This is a genomic window from Bartonella sp. AP3QHHD, from assembly GCF_042195765.1.
GTDB lineage: Bacteria > Pseudomonadota > Alphaproteobacteria > Rhizobiales > Rhizobiaceae > Bartonella.
The window spans coordinates 87,733-113,470 of the sequence record NZ_JBHIPC010000111.1 but is presented as its reverse complement, the minus strand read 5'-3'; the positions used below and the strand labels follow the sequence as shown (position 1 = coordinate 113,470).

Genomic DNA, 25,738 nt, shown 5'->3' with positions numbered 1-25,738 from the left:
ATGATTGGAGATCCTTCAAAAACAGTAATAGTTTTTGCATGGATATGAAGATATGCGCTAACCAACAGCGATCACTCCATTCTGCGTTGCCTCCAAGGGTGTCTACGCAGAAGTTTGTTCTATAGTTCAAACTATTCATAGATGCAAGAGTTGTGGGAAAAATCGATGATTTCTACCGTTAAAAAGGAGGAAATGTTACAAATTACGGTGTGGATGGAGAATCAACCAATATGTGCTGGCGCTGATATGTTCAAAATCAAACACTGGAGATGTTATGAAGGTTGAGATTGCCTTGGGTGAGATGTCAGAGAGTCGTGCTTTGCATAAATCGATGCCAGCACTTCTTGACTTGGAAGAATTATTGGCGACACGTCTTCTTGTACAAGGTAATTCCGGTTCAGGAAAATCACATCTTTTACGCCGTCTTTTGGAGCAAAGTGCTAAGTGGGTGCAGCATTGTGTAATTGATCCAGAAGGCGATTTTGTAACTTTGGCAGATAAATTTGGTCATGTTATTGTAGAGGCTCAACGTAGTGAATTAGAATTGACTCGTATTGCCCATCGCATTCGACAACATCGAGTTTCAGTGGTATTTAATCTTGAAGGCTTGGATACTGAACAACAGATGCGTGCTGTAGGGGCTTTCCTTGGGGCACTGTTTGATGTAGAACGTGATTATTGGTATCCTATGCTTGTCGTTGTCGATGAAGCACAATTGTTTGCTCCAACTGCAGCAGGAGAAGTTTCTGATGAAGCGCGTAAAATTTCTTTGAGCGCTATGACCAATCTTATGTGTCGAGGACGTAAACGTGGTCTTGCTGGTGTTATTGCGACACAACGTTTGGCTAAGCTTGCCAAAAATGTTGCTGCGGAAGCTTCAAACTTTTTAATAGGGCGGACTTTTTTAGATATTGATATGGTGCGCGCTGCTGATCTCTTGGGAATGGAGCGTCGCCAAGCGGAAATGTTTAGAGATCTTGAACGGGGAAATTTTATAGCTTTAGGACCTGCTTTATCACGACGTCCCTTACCAATCATTATCGGTTCTGTTGAAACTTTGGCACGCTCTTCTAGTCCTAAATTAATGCCACTTCCAACAGAGCGGGATGATGTGCAAGAGCTCGTTTTTACTGCTTCACCAGAGGAAATTTTAACGCCATTTAAACAAACACGAGAGCCGATGAGGGAAAAGTCAATGCACGAGATGTTAGAGGAGGTAGTGCATAAAAAACAAGAGTTGTTGGAAGAAAACCCGAGTTTATTTCCTGAACTTTCTGATGTTGAGCGTGACGGCCAAGCAGAACATATTATTCGGGAGATTCTTGAGGATTCTGAGGCTTTTTATCGTTCAACAGCGGTGCTTTATCAAGATTTTTCAGTTCGTTGCCGTATCCATGGTATGTCAAAGGTTCCTTTTAATCTTTCACAATTTCGGCGTAAATTGGCTATTGCTCAGGCTTTTGTTGATGAACAAACGGCTGTCAGTGAACATTGGAAACATATTTTGCAGATATCAGAAAGTTTGGAAGAAGATGTTCAAGGAGTCTTCTTGAACGTGGCACAGGCCGCATTAGGGGGAAAATCATGTCCATCTGATGCATTTTTAGCACGTCTTTATGGGACTCATTCTTTAAGCCGTGTACGCCGACTTTTAACCTACTTTGAAGAGCGTGGACTTATTGTTATTCACACGCATTTTAGTGGTCGACGTATTGTTGCATTTCCTGATCTTGGTGTTGAAACAGCACCAGGAGACCCCAAGGAACCACTTTAACCAAATAAGCTGGAAACCGATTGTTCTGCTGCTGTCCTTGCTATTGCTTCTCCCATAAGGTCGGCAATGGGCAAAACACGAATATTATGGGTTTTCTCAATAGCTTGTGTTGGCATAATTGAATCTGTAATAACCAATTCTTTCATCTCTGAATTGGCAATTCGCTCGATTGCATTACCAGAAAGAACACCGTGCGTGATATAAGCCGTGACACTATTGGCACCATGTTTAAGCAGAGCACTTGCTGCATTGCATAAAGTTCCACCTGAATCAACAATATCATCAAGCAAAAGGCAATCTTTTCCCGATACATCTCCAATGATATTCATAACTTCTGATTCACCGGGGCTTTCGCGACGTTTATCCACAATAGCGAGCAAACTGTTCAAGCGCTTGGCGAGTGCGCGCGCACGCACCACACCACCCACATCAGGTGAAACAACGATAACATTTTCAAGAGAATAATGCACTTTGACATCGCGAGAAATGACAGGAACAGCATAGAGATTATCCGTAGGGATATCAAAAAAACCTTGAATTTGTCCTGCATGAAGGTCCAATGTTAAAACACGATGGGCCCCTGCTTCCGTAATTAGGTTGGCAACAAGTTTTGCAGAAATAGGAGTCCGTGGTCCTGGTTTTCTATCTTGGCGGGCATAGCCAAAATAGGGGATAACAGCTGTAATACGACGCGCAGAAGAACGACGAAGGGCATCAATCATGATGAGTAATTCCATCAAATGATCATTTGCGGGATAGGATGTAGATTGCAAAACAAAAACATCTTGTCCACGTACATTTTCATGCAGTTCTACGAAAATTTCTTGATCAGCAAAGCGCTTTACAGTTGCTTTGCCTAAGGGGATGTTCAAATAATTTGCAACATCTTCAGCTAGGCGTGGATTAGAATTTCCGCAGAAAAGTTTCATAGTAGAACCTCTGAATCATCATGGTGGGAATGCGACACGGTTTTTAATTTCTTTTTATTAAATTGCAAGAGAACAATTACAAAAGCCTTACAATTTTATTGATTATTATTAAAGAGCTATGCAGTATGTTTTCTCTTTTTCCAAAAGTTTGTTACTTTTAGAGCAAAGTTTTTTCTCCATGCGGCAAAGAAATACATATTGATTAAGCTTTTTAGTTATTACTTTATAAAAATACTTTCAATATGGGGAATGTTTCATATTTAAGATGAATGAAGGGGAATAATAAAAAGAAGTATCATCTTGCCTTCAATCATTATAACCAAACATTGAAAATGATCATAGCGAAGGCTATCATATTTTATGGGCTGGTAGATAATTTCGTGAAAAAAGCAAAGTACAATGGGGTTTATTTTTCCATTTTGGTAATTTCCATTTGGGTAAAAAGTTTAGTTTTGCAGTTTTGGTATTGTTCTCAAGCATAAAAGGGGCTCATCTTTTGTTTTTCAGCATAATAGCAGAAATTTGCCGTCCGTAATCGGGTTCGTTGCGGTGTATTGCACGGCGATAGGAGAAAAAACGCTGTTCATCTTGATAGGTACAAAGCTCTACACAAGAAGCATTAACACCTGCTTCTTTGAGTTGATTTATAATAAATGCCCATAGATTAAAATAAAAGCGATTTATTTTGTTTGTTTTTAAAAAATATTTTTGGTATTTGCTGTGGTAATCAATAAATTGGTCGTAAAATTCATTTGTTACTTCATAGTGATAAGGGCCAATACAAGGTCCCAGGACTGCTGTTATTGATTGTCTTTTGGCTCCTTGTTTTTCCATAACAGCAATTGTTTTCTCGATAATTCCATTTAAGCTTCCACGCCAGCCAGCATGAGTTGCAGCGATGACTCTAGCTTGTGGATCAGCAAACAGAATGGGTCCGCAATCTGCTGTAAGAACCCCAATAACGAGTTCTGGGGTGGTTGTAACCAGAGCATCAGCTTGAGGAGGTGCACCGATAGTTGCTTGATGAGCTACGACAACGTTACAGGAATGTATTTGATTAACTGTGACTAAATTTTGTGCTTCAATAGAAAAATAATTGGCAATCAAAAGACGATTCTGTACAATATATTCAAGTTGATCATTTGAACCTTTCCCAACATTAAGACTATGATAAAGATTTTTTGAAACACCACCTTGACGTGTAAAAAATCCATGTTTTATTCCATGGGTGTGTAAAGTAGAAAGATTTTTTGCAAGAATGGGATGAGGGATAGATTTCATAAAAGTTCCTTATGGAGATTATTTAAAGTGAGGATGGAGATGTTCATATTTGTCAATGAATATTTCAGATAATGATGTGTTTATTGACAAAAGCGCCGATCACTAAAATTGGGGAGGTATGGAGATATTTTTATCACTGAAATGTAAAACTTTAAATAATTTTCCCATCTGATCTGGACCAGCGAGCCGTTCGATGTCTTGGCGGATTTTGTCTTGCAAAGGAGCACTTTTGCCAACTCCAAGCTGGTTTGCGCGCTCCAGTAGCCCCATTTTAAAAAGAAATTCTCCTTGCTCTAAGATTTCAGCAAAACAGCCCTGTTCAAGAGCTATGTTTTTTAAAAAAGAAAAATCAACATGGGATGTTAAATCATGTTCACCAGGGGCATCAAAAACATCACGAAATCTATGTTTTGAGAGTGCTTGCAAGGTATCGCCAAAGGCAAGTTCACAAGCACCATAGTCGATAAGTAAAGCAGAACCCGTCACTTGCACTAAATGGTGGCTGATTTGTTGCATGAATTGATGCCGTAAGGGGGCATGTTCAAAAATTGTTCCGTCAGGCACTTTAGAACAATAGGTTTGTAGACAAGAAGAGGGAAGTTTATGCGGGGCAGCAATAAAGATGAAATCTCCATTTTGATTGACTGTAATGCGGCGCTCTTTCCATTCTCCATTGATTTTAATATATTGGTTGATAGGGAGTGTATCGAGAAATTCATTAGCAATGAGGAAGAGAGGTTTTGAAGGAATTTGATTAAAATTTTCAATGCTATGGATTTGTTTTTGATAAGAGCAAAGGCGCTTTTTTTGTTCTTTTGCAAGTTTTTTGCTTATTTCGATCAGAAAAATTTCAGCAGCATTAAATGCTCTTGTAGAAAGCTTTTGGATAGTTCGCAAAATGTCATCCATCAAAGTTCCACGTCCTGGACCTATCTCAGCGAGGATAAAAGGATGAGGATAACCTTGAGCTTTCCAGCTTGCAAGAGTCCAAATGCCAATCATTTCTCCAAATAATTGGCTTATTTCAGGTGCTGTAATGAAATCACCAGCACGTCCGAAAGGTGTTTGTGTTTGATAATAACCAAATTGAGGATCTGTAAGTGCCAACGTCATATATTGGCTAACAGTGATTGGTCCATTAAGGACAATAATTTCTTTAATTTTTTCTTTGAGATTGGCCATTTTCTGTCGGTTTATATTTAAAGGCGTGGAGAAGAAGATAAAACCCTACAAGAAGCATGGGAAGAGATAAAGCCATGCCATAGGTAAAACCAGTAGAATGGAAAAGAGTCGAAAACCATTCTGGATCTTCTTGAGGCGCACGGTAAATTTCAGAAATGCTGCGTGTTACTGCGTAGCCTATAATAAATGTTCCTGATACAGTACCGGGACGTTTTAATGCTTTGAACCCAAAAATAAGAAGACACAGGATGATGAAGAGAAGAAATCCTTCCATAAATGCTTCGTAAAGCTGGCTTGGATGGCGCGGTAAATAGTAAGGATCGAGAGGAAAACAAACAGCCCAAGGACGTGTAGTAATATTACCCCATAATTCTTGGTTAATGAAGTTGCAGATTCGTACAATGCCGATACCAATAGGAGCACCTGCAGCAATGATATCAAACATGGCTCGTATGTTAATATGATTTTTACGGGCAAACCAGATCATAGCAATGATAATACCAATAAGTCCGCCATGAAAGGACATTCCCCCATCCCATACGGCAATAATAGCACTTGGATGATTAAAATAGTAAATGGGATCCCATACAAGAACTTGTCCTAAACGCCCTCCGACAACAACACTTATGGCAGACCAGACAACAAAATCTCCGATCTTTTCTTTATCCATAGGAGGATAGTTTCTATACCATAGAGATGTTTCTTTTAATAATTTTTGCGCATACCACCAAGCAAAAAGAATACCCAGCACGTAACCAAGTCCATACCAATGAAGTGTTATGGGACCTAGCTGGATAATAACAGGATCAAGAAAAGACGGAAAAGCAATGGCTGGACAAGACAAATTGTTCATGAGTTAAGCATCTTACATTATACGAGATGAATATGAAGTGACTCTGATGATCAGAAATGACAGATGAATACACAATGGTCAAGTCAGTAGGGAGGCTAGTCAGAAAGGGGGGTAGATTTCCACTGATTTATCGCGGTAAAAAATATGGTGATAAAAGGAATATTAAAAAATCTTAAACAAAATCATTATGAAAAATTTGCACAGTATGTAAAATATAGAGTAAAAGGAACAAATTACAGTATCTAAATGTTATGAGAATACGCTATTATGAGAATACGCTATAATGCGTGCGTCAATAATTAAAATTTAAGGAAAAAGGTTATGCGTAATGGATCAAATCGTATTCTTGATGAATTAGCAAAATTAGCAACGGATGCTGCTGACGTTGCGCAAGGCATACGACGTGAAGCTGGAACAGCTTTTCGTGTGCAGGCTGAAAAGATAGCAAACAAACTTGATCTTGTTTCTCGCGAAGAGTTTGAGACTTTTAAGGAGATGGTGCTGAAAATCCATGCTGATAACGCTGATTTGAAAAGACGCCTTGATGATTTAAAAAAAGATGATTAAAAAAACGCAGACACAAAAAAGTAAAATAGTTTAAAAAAAAGAATCTTCAAAAAAATATCCCCAATTTTTCAATATGATGCGTGAAACTAAAAAATGCTTAATCTTGAGTCTGTTAGAGCGGAGCATTTGTTTATTTTTGATTTTTTTTGGGGGTAAAATACATTTTTTTGAATCAGGGGGGCTGGCGCTATGAAATTGTATCAATACACTGAAAAGACTTGATGATTCGTTTTATGACTATCAGGTTGCCCTAAACAGCGCGATTGTGTTCTGGGTGTTTGTGTACTGTCGATGTTTTTATGTGTATTTGTTTGGTGTAAAGGTTCTGATTGTAGCAAAATGTTGTTACAGTTTAGACGGTTTATATTCTGTTGACAATGTTTTAAGATGATTGAGGATTGTGATGAGGCTTGCATTTTGCGCCACAGAAAGAAAAGAGCACCCTGTCGACTTTATCGAACAGATTGCCTGTGAATATGATTGGTCGTTTGAGCGGTATGCAGAAGATGAAATTAGCGTTTGTGTGGAAGGAAAACGCGCAAACTATCGTCTTGCTTTTTCATGGATGGAAGAGCATGAAGCACTTCATTTAGCTTGTTCGTTTGATCTTTCTATTAAAAATGCTCGAACAGCTGAAATACAGCGCTTATTGCTAGCAATTAATGAAAAGTTGTTGTTGGGACATTTTGATTACTGGCAAAGAAATAATTCAGTTATTTATCGACAAGGTCTTCTTTTGGCTGGTGGGATGCATCCATCTCATATACAGGTTGAAACATTATTGATACATGCACTTAAAGCCTGTGAAAGCCATTATGTTGCATTTCAGATGGTTGCTTTGTCGGGAGAAAGTGCTTACAAGGCACTGCAGTACACTTTGTTTGAAACTGTAGGGAATGCCTAAAATATACAGTTTGTTATTTTTACAGACGGTTTGCTGAAATATTGCTCATAGGGGGATATCAAGAATAGCGCGCAATCCCCCGAGTGGGCTCTCATCTAATTGTATATTGCCACCATGGCTGCGTGCTATGTCTTGAGCAATAGAAAGACCAAGCCCTGTTCCACTTGCATCTTGATTTCGCGCTTTATCAAGTCGAAAGAATGGCTTAAAAACTTCTGTGCGCATATTTTTATGAATTCCAGGTCCATTATCATCGATTATCAATATAAAAGATTCTTGTTGAGAGTTAGCGGTTAGTTTAACGGTCGTGCCGTAACAAAATGCATTTGATACAAGATTGCTGACCAAGCGTGTAAAAGCACGGGGACGTACTTGTATTTCTGTAGGACCTTCAATAGTGTAAGAAAATTGACGTTTGTGAAGATGAGCATCGGCGGAGAATTTTTTCATAAGAGCATTTAAATCAAAAGTCTTGACACTTTCACTTCCTTTACCACGAGCAAAAGCAAGATAATCTTCTAACATATTTTGCATGTCACTTACATCTTGCTCAAGCGGTTTAATATCAAAGCCAGTATTTGCTAATGCTAGCTGAAGTTTAAAACGTGTAAGAATGGTTCTTAAATCATGACTTACTCCTGAGAGCATCATGGTGCGTTGTTCGATTTGGCGTTCAATACGTTCTCGCATACGTAAAAAAGCGATGCCTGCACGACGGACTTCATCAGCTCCTTGTGGTTGAAATCCTTTTGGTAAAGGACGACCGCGTCCAAAGCTTTCTGCTGCTTCAGCCAATTGTTGAATCGGTTTGATTTGATTGCGTAAAAAGTAAATTGCTATCAGCAATAAAACAAGAGCTGTTCCTACCATCCAGCTTAAAAAAATAGCAGTATTGGAAGCATAGGCTTGGCTGCGTGGAGCAAAGACGCGTAAGATGTTGTGACCAAGGTGGATACGGATTTCAACAAGATCAGAATCTCCTACGGTATCAATCCAGAAGGGACGGTTAATTTGGCGGGTGATTTCTTCACTTAAAAAATAGTCAAGAATTGCAAAAAATGGCTTAGGTCCTGGAGGGGGTAAGGAGGTAGGAGATAGAATAGAAATATTTAATCCCATACGTTGTTGTGCAATACGCTTGATATCTTCATAGTTATCTTGTTGGGGATATGTTTCAAGAATATCAATAATGGCTGAAATATCATGCACGACAGCCGTTGAAAGACGCTCGGTTACCATTTGCCAATGTCGTTCCATAAAGACATAAGCAATGACCGTTTGCAGAAGCACCATGGGAGCGATGATAATGATCAAAGAGCGAGCATAAAGCCGTTTAGGCATTTTTTTCGTTAACCATCGAAGAAAAAATCTTAAAGGTTTGATCATTCTTGTGCCTATTCAATAGAGAGTTTATACCCTATTCCTCGCACGGTTTGGAGCCATATAGGCAGTGCTGGGTTTTTTTCGATTTTACGACGAAGGCGGTTGATCTGCACATCAATGGCACGTTCACTTATATTGCTGTCATCGGTCGCGAATTTATGGCGCGGAATTGTATCGCCTGCATTTTCGGCAAACATGACCATCATTTCTTGTTCTTTATCTGTTAATTTAATAATTTCTCCTCCTTTTTTGAGTTCGCGTCGTGAAATTGAAAATATATAAGGACCAAAAACTATTTGCTCAATTTTGGGTTGGTGAGGGGGAAAACCACGTCGTAAAATGGCGTTGATGCGAAGGAGAAGTTCACGAGGGTCAAACGGCTTAGCCAGATAATCATCTGCCCCTGCTTCTAATCCACGGATACGATTGTCTATTTCTGATAAAGCTGTTAACATGAAGATAGGGACATCTTTTGTTTGGCGGAGTGAATGAGTGAGATCAATACCGTTTTCGCCAGGCATCATGACATCAACAATAAGAAGATCAAAATCTAAACTTGCCAACAGTCGTCTTGCTTCATTCGCATTGGCTGAAACTGAAACACGAAATCCATTTTTAATGAGAAACTGAAATAAAAGATTGCGAATACGTGTATCGTCATCAATCACAAGAAGGTGAGGGGCATCGTCACACAAAACTTGAACGTGATTGCTCATTCTTAAAAAAACCTTGATAAAAATTTAGTTTACACAAAATGCAAGTTTACATAAGTTGTATAAAGCTGTCGAGCAGCACCTTTACCTTAAAAGAGAGAAAGTTTTATTTATAAATTTAAAAAAGTTATTTTTGAAAAGGATATTATGGGTAGTCTTAATATACATATTATTCCAGTTACAACATTCCAACAAAATTGTACTTTGCTTTTTGATAGTGAATGTAAAACGGGGGTTCTCGTTGATCCTGGTGGTGATTGGCCGCGGATTCAAGACGTAATCGAAAAGAATGGTGTTATCGTTGAGGCTATTTGGATAACACATGGTCATTTTGATCATGTAGGAGCAGCAATGCAAGTGAAAGAAGCGCTTAATGTAAAAATTATTGGTTCACATCGCGATGATAAGCCTGTGATGGATGCCGTGAGCGAAAGCGCAAAAAATTATGGTATCACTGATGCTTGCATCTGTATTCCTGACCAATGGTTAGAAGATGGTGAGTGCGTTCATTTTGCTGGACATGTGTTTAAGGTTTTTCACACCCCAGGACATTCCCCTGGTCATGTTATTTATTTCAATGAAAAAGAGCGCTTAGCCCTCTTGGGTGATGTTCTCTTTCGTGGTTCTATTGGACGTACGGACTTCCCCTTCTGTTCCCATGAAAAATTGATGCAATCCCTTCGAGAAAAAGTTTTACCTTTAGGCGATGATGTTTGTTTTATCTGTGGGCATGGTCCCAAAAGTAGCATAGGCTATGAGCGACAAAATAATCCTTTTCTTCAAGATTTTAATATATGAGCAAATAAAAAACGCTTTGAAGCGTTTTTTTGCCATTTAAAACTTTTTTAGTAGGACGGAACAGAAGTTAATTTATTGGGGCATAACAAATGTGTTCCAAACCATTACGGTCTCGAAAGGTCCCTGTTTTAGGGTTGAAAGAACGGTATTTTTTCTTGCAATATTGAAGCCAATCAGATTCTAATGATTGTTGTACTGGCTCATATTCCACCGTTTGCGGAGCTTCATAAATTATCTGTTCTTGTGGAACCTGTTGATATACAATTTGATGCTGTGGTGCGGTTTGATAAACAACTTGTGGTTGTTCTGATTTTTTAAAAATTTTGCCGAGAAGTGCACCTGCTGCAAGAGCAAGAATGCCCATTGCTAAAGCTTCTCCTGAGTTATTTATATTAATACTACTGTGTTTTGTCTTTTTGCGCTCGACATAATGATATGTCTTGTGTTCAACATGATGGTGTTGTTGTGCTCCCCATTTATGGCTAACATAATGACGCTTGTGGGGATTATCAAAAGAGTGATGTTCACTATGAGAAAAATGGGAGCTAAAATTGTGAGACGGTAAACCAGCCTCCCTTCTCATGTCATAGTTATGATACCATGCCATATCCGCAAGCGTTGGATCTAATGGCATCAAAACGGTTACAGTAGACATTGCTGATAATACCGCTAATCTGATCACTTTTTTCATAATGATGCTCCTTGTGTAAATTTGTATTTTTCACATCCTACACGTGTCAAACTGAATAGAGCCTGAACAATTTTGGACTTTATTGTGACAAAAAAATAAAAATTCATTTAGTTAAAACTATTATCAATACAATAAAATAAAATCATGACAGAATTTTGATTTCAATTAATGTACTCTTTTTAAGGTTAATTAAGCAGCTTGTATTTAGAGCACCAGATTTTTTACTATTGGTTATAAATTATTTATTGATGAGTACTTTTTTATTGCTTGATACAATATGAATTGAACAATAGGTGTATGAACAAAAGTTATCGTTTTTTATTATAGGCTTATGGTGCTAAGATAGAACCTTATTTGTGTGATTGAATACAGTCCTGTTTGACTACTCTCTTGTGAGGCTAAATATTGAGTTCGATATCATATTATAACTGTATAAATATAATATATTGCGGGAACTTTTTTTGATATATGGGAAACATTTTTGTTGGGATATGGCTGTTAGTTTGACAGTATTGACATGACAAAATGCATTTGACACAAGATTGCTGATGAGACGCGTGAAGGCACGTGGGCGTGCTTGTATTTGTGTAGGGCTTTCAATGGTGTAGGAAAATTGACGTTTGTGAAGATGCGCATCGGTAGAGAATTTTTGCATAAGAGCATTTAAATCAAAAGTTTTAACATACTCACTTTCTTCACTACGGGCAAAAGCAAGGTAATCTTCTAACATATTTTGCATGTCGCTCACATCTTGTTCAAGCGGCTTGATATCAAAGTCAGTATTTGCTAACGCTTGCTGAAGTTTAAAACGGGTGAGAATGGTTCTTAAATCATGGCTTATACCCGAAAGCATCATGGGGCGTTGTTCGATATAGTTAGAAGATGGTGAGTGTGTGTATTTTGCTGGACATGAGTTTAGGGTTTTACATACACTGGGGCATTCCCCTGGTCATGTTCTTTATTTCAATGAAAAAGAGCGCTTAGCCCTCTTGGGTGATGTTCTCTTTCGTGGTTCTATTGGACGTACGGACTTCCCCTTCTGTTCTTATGAAAAATTGATGCAATCCCTTCGAGAAAAAGTTTTACCTTTAGGCGATGATGTTTGCTTTATCTGTGGGCATGATCCCAAAAGTAGTATAGGCTATGGGCGCCAAATAATCCTTTTCTTCAATATTTTAATATATGAGCAAACAAAAAAAACGCTTTGAAGCGTTTTTTTTGCCATTTAAGACTTTTTAGTAGGACGGAACAGAAGTTAATTTATTGGGGCATAACAAATGTGCTCCAAACCATTACGGTCTCGAAAGGTCCCTGTTTTAGGGTTAAAGGAACGGTATTTTTTCTTGCAATAGTTAAGCCAATCAGATTCTAATGATTGCTGGAGTGGCTCATATGCCACCGTTTGCTGCACTTGATAAACTCTTTGATTTTGCGGAACTTTTTGATAAATTACCTGATTTTGTGGTACTATTTGATAAACCACTTGTGGCTGTTCTGGTTTTTTTAAAATTGTACCAAGAATCGTACCTGTTGCAAGACCAAGAATACCCACCGCTAAAGCATCTCCTGAGTTGTCTATATGAATATTACTGTGTTTTGTCTTTTTGCGCTCGACGTAATGATATGTTTTGTTTTCAACATGATGATAATGGTGGTGGTGATGATGATGATGTTGTTGTTGTTGTTCCGTCTTACTCTGTTTGGCTACAGACCTTTCATGTTTGGCTTTAAATCTTCTCTTGTTGTCATCAGAACTCTTGTGGAAATCATCAACAAACTTTTGGAAATCATCAGAAAAAAAGCCACGTTTTTTATCAGAACAATGGGAGCGAGAAAAACCGCAAGGCAGAATATCAGCTTTCTTCCTCATTTCCCTTATCGCATCATCTGTTTCTTTACGCATCTTCCTCATCATATCATCTATTTCTCTCGAGATAGAGTCACTACGATTCCATGCCATATCCGCAAGCGTTGCATTTAGCGGCATCAAAACGGTCACAGTTGACATTGCTGATAATACCGCTAACCTGATCACTTTTTTCATAATGATGCTCCTTGTGTAAATTCGTATTTTTCACATCCTACACGTTTCAAACTGAATAGAGCCTGAACAATTTTGGGCTTTATTGTGACAAAAAAATAAAAATTTATTTAGTTAAATCTATCGCGGAGACAGTAAAATGAAATCATAACAGAATTTTGATTTCAATTAATGTACTCTGCTTGAGGTTAATTAATAAGTTTGTATTTGTAGTACCCGATTTTTACTATGGGATATAAACTCTTTATTTAGGGATAATTTTTTATTGTTTGGTACAATATGAATTGAACAATAGGGATATGAATAAAAGTTATCATTTTTTATCATAGGCTTATGGTTCTATGAGAAAGTCTTATTTTACTTTATTTGTGTTATAGGACAGTGTCCTATTTGAATATTTTCTTGTAAGGATAAATAATATTGAGTTAGATATCAGAGTATAACTGTATAAAGATAATATATTTTAGAAATTTTTTATAAAATGTTCTCTCTCATGTTGTTTTAGACAAATTGAAGCACCCTTGATGTTGGAGGTTGTCTATTTTTCGGATAACGCTGTTTGCTTTTGAGCTTTCGTCTTTTTTTAGAAGAGCTGAAGATTATTTTATGCGGTTTGAAATTTTTTGCTCCTTCATTGATTGCGTTTTTTTCGTTTTATTGTTGCTTGATTAGGGGTGTTTTTACGAGATTTTCCTTTTTGATTTTCCAAAATACCAGTGTCCATGGTTGGTCCCATGTGTGCAAGGTCTGGTTTGGAGAAAAGACTTGGTTGTAATACGCGCTCATGGGTGGATTGTTCGCTATGATGTGTTAAGGGATTTTCCGCGAGTTCTAGTTCTATCTTTTGTAATTGTTTGATTTCATCGCGAAGGTGTGCTGCTTCTTCAAAATTAAGATCAGCAGCTGCTTCATGCATTAATTTTTCGAGGTGTTTAATATGAGATGCTAAATTGTTGCCAACCATATTTTTTTTCTCGATGACATCAGGGATATTTGTATGAATATGGTTGGTTTCATAGCCTGAATTAAGAATATCTCCGATATTTTTTTTGATACTTTTCGGTGTGATATGGTGTTCTTCATTATAGGCTATTTGTTTTTGTCGACGTCTTTGTGTCTCCTGTAAGGCTCGTTCTATGGAACCAGTGATCGTATCTGCATAGAGGACAACACGGCCATCTACGTTACGTGCAGCACGTCCGATTGTTTGTATGAGGGAAGTTTCAGAGCGCAAAAAGCCCTCTTTATCGGCATCTAGAATGGCAACAAAACCACATTCTGGAATATCTAAGCCTTCTCGGAGCAAGTTAATACCGATGAGGACATCAAAGGTGCCAAGCCGAAGATCGCGTAGAATTTCAATGCGCTCTAATGTATCAATGTCAGAATGCATATAGCGTACACGAATGTCTTGTTCGTGGAGATATTCAGTTAAGTCTTCGGCCATACGCTTTGTGAGAACTGTCACCAATGTACGGTAGCCTTTTTGAATTGTTTTACGAATTTCATTCACAACATCATCGACTTGATTTTTGGCTGGACGAACCTCTGTTGGTGGGTCAACAAGCCCTGTGGGGCGAATAACTTGTTCTGCAAAAGTGCCGTGAGATTGTTCTATTTCCCACCGTCCAGGTGTTGCGGAGACAGCAATCGTTTGTGGGCGCATAGCATCCCATTCTTCAAAGCGTAAAGGACGGTTATCCATACAAGAAGGGAGGCGAAAACCATATTCTGCTAAGGTTGCTTTTCTACGAAAGTCACCTCGGTACATGCCACCAATTTGGGGAATGGTTACGTGGCTTTCATCGATAAAAACAAGAGCATTATTTGGAATGTATTCGAACAAGGTTGGTGGTGGTTCTCCGGGTTTTCGTCCCGTTAAAAAGCGTGAATAATTCTCGATTCCAGAGCATGAGCCGGTAGTTTCCAACATTTCTAAATCAAAAATTGTACGTTGTTCTAAACGTTGTGCTTCTAAAAGACGTCCAGCCGCATTTAATTCATCGAGGCGTTGAACGAGTTCCATTTTGATCGATTTCATCGCTTGGTTAAGTGTTGGGCGTGGTGTTACGTAGTGTGAGTTGGCATAAATTTTAATCGATTGAAGATCGCCTGTTTTTTGACCCGTTAGAGGATCAAATTCTGTAATTGTTTCCACTTCATCACCAAAGAGCGAAATACGCCAAGCACGATCTTCGAGGTGGGCAGGGAAAATTTCGATTGTATCCCCTCGAACACGAAAGGAACCACGAATGAAATTGATATCTTGTCGATAATACTGTTGAGAGACTAAATCAGCCAAGAGTTTTCGTTGATTGAGTTTGTCCCCTTTTGCTATTTGGAAGGTCATAGCAGTATAAGTTTCTACTGAACCAATCCCGTAGATACAGGATACAGATGCGACAATAATGACGTCATCACGCTCTAAGACAGCACGTGTTGCAGCATGGCGCATACGGTCGATTTGTTCATTAATTGAGGATTCTTTTTCAATATAGGTATCAGAGCGTGCAACGTAGGCTTCTGGCTGATAATAGTCATAATAGGAAACAAAATATTCGACGGCATTATGGGGAAAAAAACTTTTAAATTCCCCATAAAGCTGCGCTGCTAGAGTTTTATTGGGAGCTAATATTAAAGCTGGACGCTGTGTTTTTTCAATGATATTGGCCATTGTATAGGTTTTTCCTGAGCCGGTAACACCCAAAAGCACTTGTGTACGTTCATTTTTTTGAATTCCCTCAACCAGAGTTTTAATGGCTTGAGGTTGATCCCCCGCTGGTTTAAAAGATGTTTCGAGTTGAAATGGAATGCCACCTTCAGATTTTTCAGGACGAATAGGGCGGTGAGGTGTCCATAATGCACCATTCTTAAAAAGAGGATTGCCTGAAGCAATAAGAGCAGAAAGAGCTTCTACTGTTGCAGTAACACCATTTTTCATTGTTGTATCCTTTGATAGAAAAGTGCTGGTGATTTTAAAGAAAATACTAATTTTTACAATTTCATTACGACAACAGCAAAACGTTATTGAACAGATTTGTTTTGGTTTATTGGAGCCTTCATTAGGATATTGATCAAGTTTTTTCTATGAGACAACTTCTTCGAAGTATTTCTTTGGAGGGAGCATATTTGTGGTTGTTCGTGAACACTATTGCATTTTTACCATAATGATATTCAAGAGGGCATAAGTTATTATGGCTGTTATGGAGAATAATCGGTACGTTTGGGCATTAAAGACATTGTATATGTGTGATAAAGATCATTTCCATCTTTAAATGAAAGATAACGAGATGACACCCAACCTATTTGAGTGTTATATCGGATATGGCACCAATTTCCTTCACAGTTTTTAACAAAAACTAATTCTCCAGCAGAGATTAAGCCGCAAAGTGCATACTGAGTGCTGGGACCTGTTCTAAAATTAAGATTTCTCGTAACAAAAGCATCTGCTGCCTCTGATATTGTTGTGGCTAAAAAGAAAGAGCCAAACATAAAAAAAATGACGATTTTTTTCATTTTTCTGTAAAGAATTTCTTTAGAGATTTTCTATCCTTCTCTCTTCATATTCCATATAATTTCTTTTACTAGATTATGATAAAACAGAAAAAAATACAATTCTTTCTTCTTTAGGATACTTTAAAGAGAAGAGTGAAGTTTAACGTTTTAAACACCAAAATGAGATGTTTTAATCACTATTTGTGCATGTTTTGTTTCCTTTATTTATTTTTGTATGGAAAACAGCGATACTGTACTATATAATAAAAAAGATCGTAGTTTTCGGATTCCAAAAGTAATTTTGGAAGCCGTTTTTTGTATTTTTATTAAACCTTCCGTGTAATAGAAAGGGACGGATTATGGAAAAAGTTCCGATGACTACAGCTGGTTTTGAGAGTCTTAAAGAAGAGTTGCGTTGGCGTCAACAACAGGAGCGTCCGCGAATTATTGAAGCAATTTCTGAGGCGCGTGCGCATGGTGATTTATCTGAAAATGCTGAGTATCATGCAGCTAAAGAAGCGCAAAGTCATAATGAGGGGCGTATAAATGAGCTTGAAGATTATATCGCACGAGCAGAAGTTATAGATGTCTCGCGTCTTTCAGGTGACAAAATAAAATTTGGCGCAACCATTAAACTCTTGGATGAGGACACTGAAGAAAAAAAAGTGTATCAGATCGTAGGAGATCAAGAAGCTGATGTAAAGGTTGGTAAAATCTCTATTTCTTCGCCTATCGCACGTGCACTTATTGGCAAGCAAGAAGGTGATGTGATTGAGGTGAATGCACCAGGTGGTGCGCATAATTACGAGATCATTAAGGTTCAGTACATCTAAATAACATATGGATTATTATGCGTGTATCTTTGGACGAAACTGAGATTATTGCGCCTCACTTGAAAAGGCGTTTATCGGGAGTAACATCTACGATTATTCAGCTTATTCCACTGCAACGCGAACAAGGTGTGCGTATATCCACTTTGGGGTTTGGTTTACCACGAACTTTGCCAACTCTTGCCTTTAGGGACCTTTTCGGACTTTGGAAAAGTCCGAAAGGGAAGCCATTTCGTATTTGGCATGCACGACGCAATATTGAGATGCTTTGCGGGATTTTTTTGCGCGATGTTTTGCGAATGAAGCTGAAACTTATCTTCACATCGGCTTCACAACGTCATCATAAGCCTTTTACCAAATGGTTGATTCGCTGTATGGATAGGGTTATCGCTACCAGTACACGTACGGGCGTCTATTTAGAAGTGCCTCATAAGGTTATTATGCATGGGGTGGATGTGAGGCGTTTTACTCCACCACACACTCTTGATGATTGCTTTTCTTCGACAGGATTTCCAGGAAAATATGCGGTAGGATGTTTTGGGCGTCTGCGCTACTCAAAGGGAACAGATTTATTTGTTGATGCCATGATAGCATTATTGCCTGACTATCCTGAATGGACAGCACTTATCGCTGGTCGTACGACAGAGCAATATTATCATTTTGAAAAAGAATTACGCCAAAAGATTGCTAAGGCTGGTCTGGATGATCGCATTATTTTTCTTGGTGAGATTCTGGACATCCCTTTATGGTACCGTCGTTTAACACTTTATGTTGCACCCTCTCGTACAGAAGGTTTCGGTTTAACACCATTAGAAGCAATGGCATCACAGGTTGCGGTTGTAACGAGTGATGCAGGAGCTTATAAAGAATTGGTTGTAGAAGCGACAGGAACAGTTGTAAAAGCAGGAGATGGAGCGGCTTTAACGGCAGCAATTGAACCTTATTTTGCTGATGTAGAAAAAACATTGGCAGCCGGAAAGAAAGCTTTAACCCATGTTCGTACGCACTTTCCTTTGGAAAAGGAGACAGCGGAGATTGGGCGTGTCTACAAAGAACTGTTTGCAGAAAAAACACTTTGATATGATATCAAAAATCTTCTTGAGGGATGATAAAAGTATTTTTCTTAAAGGTTTTTCATAGTCATCAAGAAAACAGCTCAATGATATAAATGTTATTTTACAAAATTTATATGTCTTTAGTAGAATGCTATAAGAAGTTCTCAAAATTTTGGATAAAAGATTAAAAATGTATACGCTTGAGAGCGATGTAGTTTATGATAAAGCATACTAGGAGAGAGGGAAGCTACTTTTATTCATTGATATTTTATAATAAGAAAATAATGCTTTAACTCAAGTCTGGGGATTTATGCACTATCTTATACGGTGTCGTACTGATATTGTTCGTTTTGTAAGACTTAAATAGATAGCAAAAAAACGTTTTCTTGTCTTAAAAAGATAATGATGGTATCTCCATGAATAAAATAGTCGTACATATTTTCAATAAATTCATAATAAGATGGATTTAAGATCAATATATATGATTTTTATAGATAAATTACCTTTTCAATTTGAATAAGAGCTTTGAGTACCGTAAGATTTTCTCATGTAAAATCTGTTGATATTAAATTAATGAGAGCTATCTTCTTGCACATCACAATTGGAAGAAGGCATGTGGTGGATAAAAACTATTGAAGACAGGGTGTAAAGAGATTTCTTATAAATTGTCTGAAATGCAGGCTGTTACGATATTAGCAGAAAGAAAATAATATGGTGGTACTAATTTATATCTTATTTTGTAGTAGCGACTTGCACCTTATTATTATTTAAGTAAAAATGATGGTGCCCATTTTATATCTTTCATAAGGGCTGTCGTGAAATGGGGGTGATGAGTATTGTGAGATGTTTTTTACAAGCTTGTGAGTTCGTAATATAATAGCATTTTATTTTCTATAAGGGTGTAACTCTATTAAAAAGAAAAACACTTTTATCAGCAAATGTTCATATTTTTGCATGAGAGATTATTCGTAAAAAAGAATGTTCTATGCGTCCACTTTATTTGATAAAGAAGATCAATAAAGTGAAGTTTTATATGTTATGGCTTTGAGAATATCGGTATTTGATTGTTTTTGTTGAATTATTTTTATATCATTGATATGATGTTTTGTATGAAATTTTAGGAAATCTTCAGTAGATTGGGTGAGGAGTGAATATTATGACGCATACTGTTCTCGCCTTTTTATCTTGTCAATTTTTTATCATGGTAGCATAAAATACTCTATACATTAGAATTGTTCACGCCAGAAAGCGGGAATAAAAAGGACGAATATTGTTATGATTTCAAGGCGTCCAGCTAACATTAGAAAACTTAAAATCCATAAAGCATGATCGTTGATTGTAGAGAAATTACCAGTAGGGCCAATAATATCTCCAAAGCCTGGACCAACATTTGAAAGTGCGGTTAAGACCCCCGTAAAGGCAGAGGTAAAGTCAAGACCGGTTGTAAGCAAAAGTGCAGTGCCGATAACAAGGCAAAACATATAAAGACAGACAAAAAACAAAACGGCTTGAGCAACATCATTTGATATATTTGAGTGATCGTAGCGCGCTTTTACAACGACATTAGGAGAAAGAAGTTTTTCTATATTTGTTTGTGTAATACGCCAAAGAATAATGAGGCGATTGATTTTCATGCCACCAGAAGTAGAACCAGCACATCCGCCTGTAAAAGAAACAATAAAGAAAATTCCAAGCGCAAACGCTCCCCAAAGTTGATAATCTTCAGCGCTGTAACCGGTGGTGCTAATAATGGATGAAAGGTGAAAAATGACATCAAGAAAAATCAAGTAGAACGCGCGATGATCATAAAACCGTAGCCATGCCGCTAAAGCAAAGCTGAAAAGGAGAACGATATGGAGAAAAACAATCACTTGTGGGTCAAGGAAGCGTTTGGAGTGTCCAGGAAGGACTAATTTAACATAAAGTACGAAGGGTAGAGCAGAAAGCAACATGAAGATTGTTGAAATAATTAAGATGGCTGGTGTATCAGAAAAATAGCCAAAAGAAGCATCATGCGTTGAAAAACCAGCTGTTGCTACTGTACTCATTGCATGGTTAATGGCATCAAATAAATTCATGCCTGCAGCAAAATAAGAAAGCATACAAGCCAATGTTAACCCAACATAAGCGATGATAATTCCGTTAGCAATTTGGTTGATGCGAGGCAATATTTTTTCAGATTTATCAGATGATTCCATATGAAAAAGCCGCACGCCACCCACACGCAGTGAAGGCAAAATTAAGAGGGCTAAACCGATAAAACCAATGCCCCCAATCCAGCATATAAGAGAACGCCATAATAAAATACTTCGCGATAAATTATCAAGATCAGAAAGGACTGTGGAGCCTGTTGTTGTAATTCCAGAAACAGATTCAAAAATGGCTCCTGCTAGAGAAATGGGAAGAGGAGAAAGATAAAGAGGTAAGGCACCTACGATGCTTCCTGTAAGCCAAAGACAAACAGTGAGCATAAAGCCAAGCCGTGCTGAAAAACGACAAGTAGCTCCCTTAGTTGCTAGAAGAATCAGCGTTGCTAACATGGTGGTTATGGCACAAGAATAGAGAAAGCTTATCCAATTACGATTGTTGTCGTGCAAATCCACAAAAATTGGCAAAAGCATTGCTCCTCCCATGATTAAGGCAAAACGTGCACAGACATTGATAATAAATTGAAAAATGATCGTTCCCTATCTTTGTATCTCTTTTTATTATGGTTTTGTGCTCATAAGAAGTTACATTTTTCTCTTTATAGGATAAGGATTAATTCTTAACATTAGCGTGCCTTGATGAATTAGTAATCAGACCTTTTCATAAAACTTGAAAAGAAGTATACATAACATAATTAGGGCTCTTGAAAAATATTTTTTTAAAAGGCTGCATTCCGTTATCATTTATAGAATAATTAAGTTATAATAAAGTGAAGGGGATTTAATGGTACAATCGCATATTCGTCTGCTGATTATTGGCTCAGGTCCGGCTGGTTATACAGCGGCGATCTATGCAGCAAGAGCAATGCTTAAGCCTGTTTTGGTGACGGGCTTGCAGCAGGGGGGGCAATTGACAATTACAACTGATGTTGAGAATTATCCAGGTTTTGCAGATCCCATTCAAGGACCATGGTTGATGGAACAAATGGCGAAACAAGCTGAGAATATGGGGACAAAAATTGTCTATGATACAATTATAAAGGCTGATTTGTTGAAGTATCCTTTTGTCTTATATGGGGATTCAGGAACACAATATTCTTGTGATGCACTGATTATTGCAACAGGAGCTCAAGCGCGCTGGCTTGGTTTAGAAAGTGAACAGACCTTTATGGGCGGAGGTGTTTCTGCTTGTGCTACATGTGATGGCTTTTTTTATCGTGATAAGGACGTTATTGTCGTGGGAGGAGGAAATACGGCTGTTGAAGAAGCACTTTATTTATCGCATTTGGCTAAAAGTGTAAGCGTGGTTCACAGGCGGGGGCAGTTTCGGGCAGAAAAAATTTTGCAAGATAGGTTGCTGGCTTGTAATAATGTACGTGTTCTTTGGGATCATGTGGTTGAAGAAATTGTGGGGCTGCCAGCTCAAGATTCAATGGGCGCTGTTGTAACAGGGGCACGTCTGAAAAATGTTAAGACAGGTCACGAGATGAAAGTGAATGCAGAGGGCATATTTATTGCCATTGGGCATGATCCTACTGTTTCTCTGTTTGAAGGACAGCTGAAACAAAAACGAGGCGGCTATTTATGGACAGCACCGGACTCAACAGCAACAAGCATTGCTGGTGTTTTTGCTGCTGGGGATGTGACAGATGAAACATTCCGCCAAGCTGTAACAGCTGCGGGAAGAGGATGTATGGCAGCGTTGGAAGCAGAACGGTTTTTGGATATACCCAAGCGTTAGTCACTCATTGAGAACATAGAGAATATAGAGGTAGAATTAATTGTGGCGCCACCGTTGGATTGGGATAAGTTAAGGGTTTTTCACGCTGCAGCAGAAGCGGGATCTTTTACGCATGCTGCTCAAAAACTTCATTTATCTCAATCAGCCGTTTCACGACAGGTTTCGGCTTTAGAACAAGAGGTTGGGGTATCCTTATTTCAACGTCATGCGCGTGGTTTGATTCTTACAGAACAGGGAGAAACTCTTTATCGTACAGCTCATGATGTTTTGATGAAGCTTGAAAGTGTGCGTTTGCAATTAAGTGAAAGCTATGCAAAACCAACGGGGCACTTGCGTGTGACCTCGACCTTTGGAATGGGGGCAGGGTGGATTGCAGAGCGTATGCCAGAATTTCTTAGTCTTTATCCTGATATGCAGGTTCAGCTTTTGCTTTCCGATGAAGAGCTTGATTTGACAATGTGTCATGCGGACTGTGCTGTTCGCTTGCATCAACCCAAACAACCTGATCTTATACAAAGAAAACTCTTTACAATTCATATGCATGTTTATGCTTCGGAAAAGTATATTGCAAATTATGGAAAGCCGGAAAAATTGTCTGATCTCGATGAGCATCGTATTATTTCGTTCGGTGAACCTGTTCCACCTTATTTGTCTGGTTTAAATTGGTTGGAAAAGGCTGGTAGAAGTGATGGATCATTGCGCGTTTCAGTTTTACAAATCAACAATATCATCTCAATAAAGAATGCGCTTATGCGTGATCTTGGGATTGCTGTGCTTCCTGATTATATCGTCAATAATGATGAGCATTTAGTGCGTCTTTTTCCTGATATGGTTGATATTCCTTCTTTTGATACTTTTTTTTGTTATCCTTATAATTTAAAGAATTTGGCAAGGTTAAATGCTTTTCGAGATTATATTTTTTTAAAAGCTCGCCAGTGGTCTTTTTAATATTAATATCTTAATTTATAAGGAATAATTAGCTGTGCGGGTAAATATTTTTGAAAAGAGGGATAAATGTTTTTTATGAATACTAGCAACCATGAGGGTTATTATATATTGAAAAATGGACAATCGTGTGATGGTGTAGTTAACATTTTTACTATTTAATTAAAGAGAGTGGTACATGATGGAGACAAATTTAAAGCTATGTGTTTATTGCATAGCAGATACGCTTAAGTCTTTGTTGTGCTTTTCCTTATAAAATGACATAGAATATTATCTCTTGATTATGTTGCCTCCCAGTTTCGTTTTCTTGAGTGTTCCCTTACGAAGATCTATCAGATTGATTTTATCTCTGAGGATTTTCCAAATTTGCCGGACATATGTCCGGCTTTTTTTTAATTTTTGAAAGAGTCCCTAGAAATTGCAATATATGGGAAGATGATAAAGAAAAAATTTCGAAACTGGTGGATATCCAACAATTTTTTAAGAATACTAAAATTCAATGAGGAGTTTGAGAGGGGGTATTCTATTGTACTGTAAAAGTCTGTCTTTTAGGGGCGTGATATAAAATATTTAAAACCTTATACATGAAGTGCTTTTTATTAGAATGTGAGGTGAATATTTAAGGCAGGTCTTGTTCATAAAGCCTATGAAGTAAATCAAGTAGTTATTAAATAGAACTTAAAGGAAACTGGATTGTTTACACAACGATGGGAGGTGGCTTCTTCTTCGTTTTAGGACGAAGAAGAAGCTGAGAAATAGAAGAGATTTTATTGTAAGGGCCTTTGATTATAAGGGCAATTGTGTTTAAAAGTGCTCGGTCTTTTTTAGAGTTATAAATTGAATGGAGAAAGTAGAATAGGCTTGTCATCTCTTATGATAATAGACCGATTCATTTATTTGATAGCTAAATTTTTTTGATCTTTATCTACAGCATCTATTTTTGTGTTTATTCATAGATATTTTTGCTGAATCGATAGATTTAGACCATGACACAGTTTCAGATATTTTCTCGGATATACTAACATTCGGCAAAAAACAATCACAAGAGATGATATTAAAAATTTTAAATTAAACTGTTGCAAAAACGCTGTATACGTATACAAGCTTTTTCAAGTAATTCTTCTGATGTTGCATAAGAAATACGAAAAGCTGATCCAAGTCCAAAAGCAGATCCTTGGACGACAGCAACAGCTTCTGTTTCTAGAAGCGCTATGGCAAAGTCTTCATCATTCGTAATACGTTGACCATTGGGTGTTTTCTTTCCAATAAGTCCGGTGCAAGAAGGATAAACATAAAAAGCACCCTCAGGCGTTGGACAGTGAATGCCAGGAGCTTGATTTAGCATGGAGACAACGAGATCACGGCGTGCTTGAAAAATATTTTTATTTTTAGCAATAAAGTCTTGTGGCCCGTTGAGTGCTTCAACCGCAGCCCATTGTGAAATGACACTTGTTCCAGATGTTTGCTGTCCTTGAATGGTATCCATGGCTTTAATTAATTCTTGTGGTCCGCCTGCATAACCGATTCTCCATCCCGTCATCGCATAGGCTTTAGAAACACCATTCATTGTGAGTGTACGCTCATAAAGCGCTGGTTCTACTTGAGCTGGAGTCACAAAGGTAAAACCCTCATATGTGAGATGTTCATATATATCATCGGAAAGGATATAAACATGAGGATATTTTACTAAAACATCTGTGAGTTTTTTCAATTCATTATGTGTATAAGCGGCACCTGATGGATTTGAAGGAGAGTTAAAGATGAACCATTTGGTTTTGGGGGTAATGGCAGCTTCTAGCTCTTGTGGTTGGAGTTTATAAGAAAATTCGGCTTTTGTTTCTAAAAAGACAGGCGTACCATCGTTGAGTGCGACCATTTCTGGATAACTAACCCAATAAGGGGATGGAATGATGACCTCATCTCCTTTATTCAAAGTTGCCATGAATGCATTAAAGAGAATTTGTTTTCCACCAGTACCAACAATAATTTGTTCTGGTTGATAAAGAAGGTTATTTTCTCTTTTAAACTTTGCAGAAATTGCTTGGCGCAATTCTGGAATTCCAGATATGGGAGGGTATTTTGTTTTTCCCCTTCGAATAGCTTCAATAGCCGCGTTTTTGATGTTGTCTGGGGTATCAAAGTCTGGCTCTCCAGCACTTAAAGCAATAACATTGCGCCCTAATGCTTTTAAATGACGGGCCTTTTGAGAAGCAGCAATTGTTGCAGAAGGTTTGATACGAGACAGTTTGTCGGCAATAAAAGCCATAATTTTAAATCCTTATATTATATCAACAAATGGTTATTGCTTTAAGGATATTCTATAAGAGATTATATTGTATGCAATAAAAAACTTCCAAAATACTCTTACACGGGCTTTATATTCTTCTTTTTTGAGATATTTTACAAGAT

20 protein-coding genes and 2 pseudogenes are annotated in these 25,738 nt (G+C 37.9%); 9 read left to right on the top strand and 13 right to left on the bottom strand.

Annotated elements, in window-relative coordinates; translation table 11 throughout:
- Nucleotides 1-274: 274 nt before the first annotated feature.
- A complete protein-coding gene (locus tag ACFIL7_RS09590) occupies nt 275-1,774 on the top strand; it encodes a helicase HerA domain-containing protein (RefSeq protein WP_375634214.1) in 1,500 nt (499 codons plus the stop codon).
- Here ACFIL7_RS09590 and ACFIL7_RS09585 read toward each other — a convergent pair.
- From ACFIL7_RS09585 to lgt, 4 genes are all read right to left on the bottom strand, one after another.
- Nucleotides 1,771-2,703 (bottom strand): ribose-phosphate pyrophosphokinase, encoded by a 933-nt coding sequence (locus tag ACFIL7_RS09585; protein WP_375606345.1) that lies wholly within the window; start codon nt 2,701-2,703, stop codon nt 1,771-1,773. The genes ACFIL7_RS09590 and ACFIL7_RS09585 overlap by 4 nt on opposite strands.
- A 489-nt stretch (nt 2,704-3,192) precedes the next feature.
- On the bottom strand, nt 3,193-3,984 hold the full coding sequence (gene pgeF / locus ACFIL7_RS09580) for a peptidoglycan editing factor PgeF (protein WP_375634212.1): 792 nt from the start codon (nt 3,982-3,984) through the stop codon (nt 3,193-3,195).
- Between the two features lie 102 nt (nt 3,985-4,086).
- Complete coding sequence (locus tag ACFIL7_RS09575) at nt 4,087-5,166, bottom strand: class I SAM-dependent methyltransferase (RefSeq protein WP_375634210.1); 1,080 nt, start codon at nt 5,164-5,166, stop codon at nt 4,087-4,089.
- Nucleotides 5,141-6,019 (bottom strand): prolipoprotein diacylglyceryl transferase, encoded by an 879-nt coding sequence (lgt, locus tag ACFIL7_RS09570; RefSeq protein WP_375634208.1) that lies wholly within the window; start codon nt 6,017-6,019, stop codon nt 5,141-5,143. Before lgt ends, ACFIL7_RS09575 begins: the two co-directional genes overlap by 26 nt.
- 321 nt (nt 6,020-6,340) lie before the next feature.
- On the opposite strand from lgt, the gene ACFIL7_RS09565 reads away from it, so the two are divergent.
- Both ACFIL7_RS09565 and ACFIL7_RS09560 read left to right on the top strand, forming a co-directional pair.
- Entirely contained in the window at nt 6,341-6,586 is a 246-nt protein-coding gene (locus ACFIL7_RS09565) for an accessory factor UbiK family protein (protein WP_273791228.1), read from the top strand.
- Between the two features lie 403 nt (nt 6,587-6,989).
- Nucleotides 6,990-7,490 carry a YbjN domain-containing protein gene (locus ACFIL7_RS09560; RefSeq protein WP_375634206.1) on the top strand — a complete coding sequence of 167 codons (501 nt, stop codon included), beginning with the start codon at nt 6,990-6,992 and terminating at the stop codon, nt 7,488-7,490.
- A gap of 45 nt (nt 7,491-7,535) precedes the next feature.
- Here the strand turns inward: ACFIL7_RS09560 and ACFIL7_RS09555 are convergent, their stop codons facing one another.
- Nucleotides 7,536-8,876 (bottom strand): ATP-binding protein, encoded by a 1,341-nt coding sequence (locus ACFIL7_RS09555; protein WP_375683541.1) that lies wholly within the window; start codon nt 8,874-8,876, stop codon nt 7,536-7,538.
- Between the two features lie 8 nt (nt 8,877-8,884).
- Nucleotides 8,885-9,589 (bottom strand): response regulator, encoded by a 705-nt coding sequence (locus tag ACFIL7_RS09550; protein ID WP_375612976.1) that lies wholly within the window; start codon nt 9,587-9,589, stop codon nt 8,885-8,887.
- A gap of 144 nt (nt 9,590-9,733) precedes the next feature.
- Between ACFIL7_RS09550 and ACFIL7_RS09545 the strand changes: the two genes are divergently transcribed.
- Nucleotides 9,734-10,384, top strand: coding sequence for an MBL fold metallo-hydrolase (locus ACFIL7_RS09545; protein WP_375634204.1), 651 nt, complete (start codon nt 9,734-9,736; stop codon nt 10,382-10,384).
- Between the two features lie 67 nt (nt 10,385-10,451).
- Here ACFIL7_RS09545 and ACFIL7_RS09540 read toward each other — a convergent pair whose 3' ends face one another.
- Nucleotides 10,452-11,075, bottom strand: coding sequence for a BA14K family protein (locus tag ACFIL7_RS09540; protein ID WP_375634202.1), 624 nt, complete (start codon nt 11,073-11,075; stop codon nt 10,452-10,454).
- A 472-nt stretch (nt 11,076-11,547) separates the two neighbouring features.
- Nucleotides 11,548-11,946 (bottom strand): annotated as a pseudogene (locus ACFIL7_RS09535) (sensor histidine kinase); the annotation flags it as partial.
- 4 nt (nt 11,947-11,950) lie between these two features.
- Here ACFIL7_RS09535 and ACFIL7_RS09530 point away from each other — a divergent pair.
- Nucleotides 11,951-12,261: pseudogene (locus ACFIL7_RS09530) on the top strand (MBL fold metallo-hydrolase); the annotation flags it as partial.
- Nucleotides 12,262-12,330: 69 nt separating this feature from the next.
- Here ACFIL7_RS09530 and ACFIL7_RS09525 read toward each other — a convergent pair.
- From ACFIL7_RS09525 to ACFIL7_RS09515, 3 genes are all read right to left on the bottom strand, one after another.
- The gene (locus tag ACFIL7_RS09525) at nt 12,331-13,119 is read right to left on the bottom strand and encodes a BA14K family protein (protein WP_375642833.1); all 789 of its coding nucleotides are present in this window, start codon (nt 13,117-13,119) and stop codon (nt 12,331-12,333) included.
- A gap of 628 nt (nt 13,120-13,747) precedes the next feature.
- Nucleotides 13,748-16,057, bottom strand: coding sequence for an excinuclease ABC subunit UvrB (gene uvrB / locus ACFIL7_RS09520; protein WP_375634198.1), 2,310 nt, complete (start codon nt 16,055-16,057; stop codon nt 13,748-13,750).
- 260 nt (nt 16,058-16,317) lie between these two features.
- The gene (locus ACFIL7_RS09515) at nt 16,318-16,632 is read right to left on the bottom strand and encodes an SH3 domain-containing protein (RefSeq protein WP_375612971.1); all 315 of its coding nucleotides are present in this window, start codon (nt 16,630-16,632) and stop codon (nt 16,318-16,320) included.
- A gap of 338 nt (nt 16,633-16,970) precedes the next feature.
- Here ACFIL7_RS09515 and greA point away from each other — a divergent pair, with 338 nt between their 5' ends.
- Together greA and ACFIL7_RS09505 are read left to right on the top strand one after the other, a co-directional pair.
- Nucleotides 16,971-17,444 (top strand): transcription elongation factor GreA, encoded by a 474-nt coding sequence (gene greA, locus ACFIL7_RS09510; protein ID WP_007347010.1) that lies wholly within the window; start codon nt 16,971-16,973, stop codon nt 17,442-17,444.
- Between the two features lie 17 nt (nt 17,445-17,461).
- Nucleotides 17,462-18,520 (top strand): glycosyltransferase family 4 protein, encoded by a 1,059-nt coding sequence (locus tag ACFIL7_RS09505; protein WP_375642832.1) that lies wholly within the window; start codon nt 17,462-17,464, stop codon nt 18,518-18,520.
- Between the two features lie 1,202 nt (nt 18,521-19,722).
- On the opposite strand, the gene ACFIL7_RS09500 is transcribed toward ACFIL7_RS09505, so the two are convergent.
- Nucleotides 19,723-21,117 carry a TrkH family potassium uptake protein gene (locus ACFIL7_RS09500; RefSeq protein WP_375634194.1) on the bottom strand — a complete coding sequence of 465 codons (1,395 nt, stop codon included), beginning with the start codon at nt 21,115-21,117 and terminating at the stop codon, nt 19,723-19,725.
- A gap of 310 nt (nt 21,118-21,427) precedes the next feature.
- Here ACFIL7_RS09500 and trxB point away from each other — a divergent pair, with 310 nt between their 5' ends.
- Both trxB and ACFIL7_RS09490 read left to right on the top strand, forming a co-directional pair.
- Entirely contained in the window at nt 21,428-22,384 is a 957-nt protein-coding gene (gene trxB / locus ACFIL7_RS09495) for a thioredoxin-disulfide reductase (RefSeq protein WP_375634193.1), read from the top strand.
- 42 nt (nt 22,385-22,426) lie between these two features.
- Entirely contained in the window at nt 22,427-23,332 is a 906-nt protein-coding gene (locus ACFIL7_RS09490; protein ID WP_273791217.1) for a LysR family transcriptional regulator, read from the top strand.
- Between the two features lie 1,060 nt (nt 23,333-24,392).
- Here ACFIL7_RS09490 and ACFIL7_RS09485 read toward each other — a convergent pair.
- Nucleotides 24,393-25,595 carry a pyridoxal phosphate-dependent aminotransferase gene (locus tag ACFIL7_RS09485; RefSeq protein ID WP_375634192.1) on the bottom strand — a complete coding sequence of 401 codons (1,203 nt, stop codon included), beginning with the start codon at nt 25,593-25,595 and terminating at the stop codon, nt 24,393-24,395.
- Nucleotides 25,596-25,738: the final 143 nt, after the last annotated feature.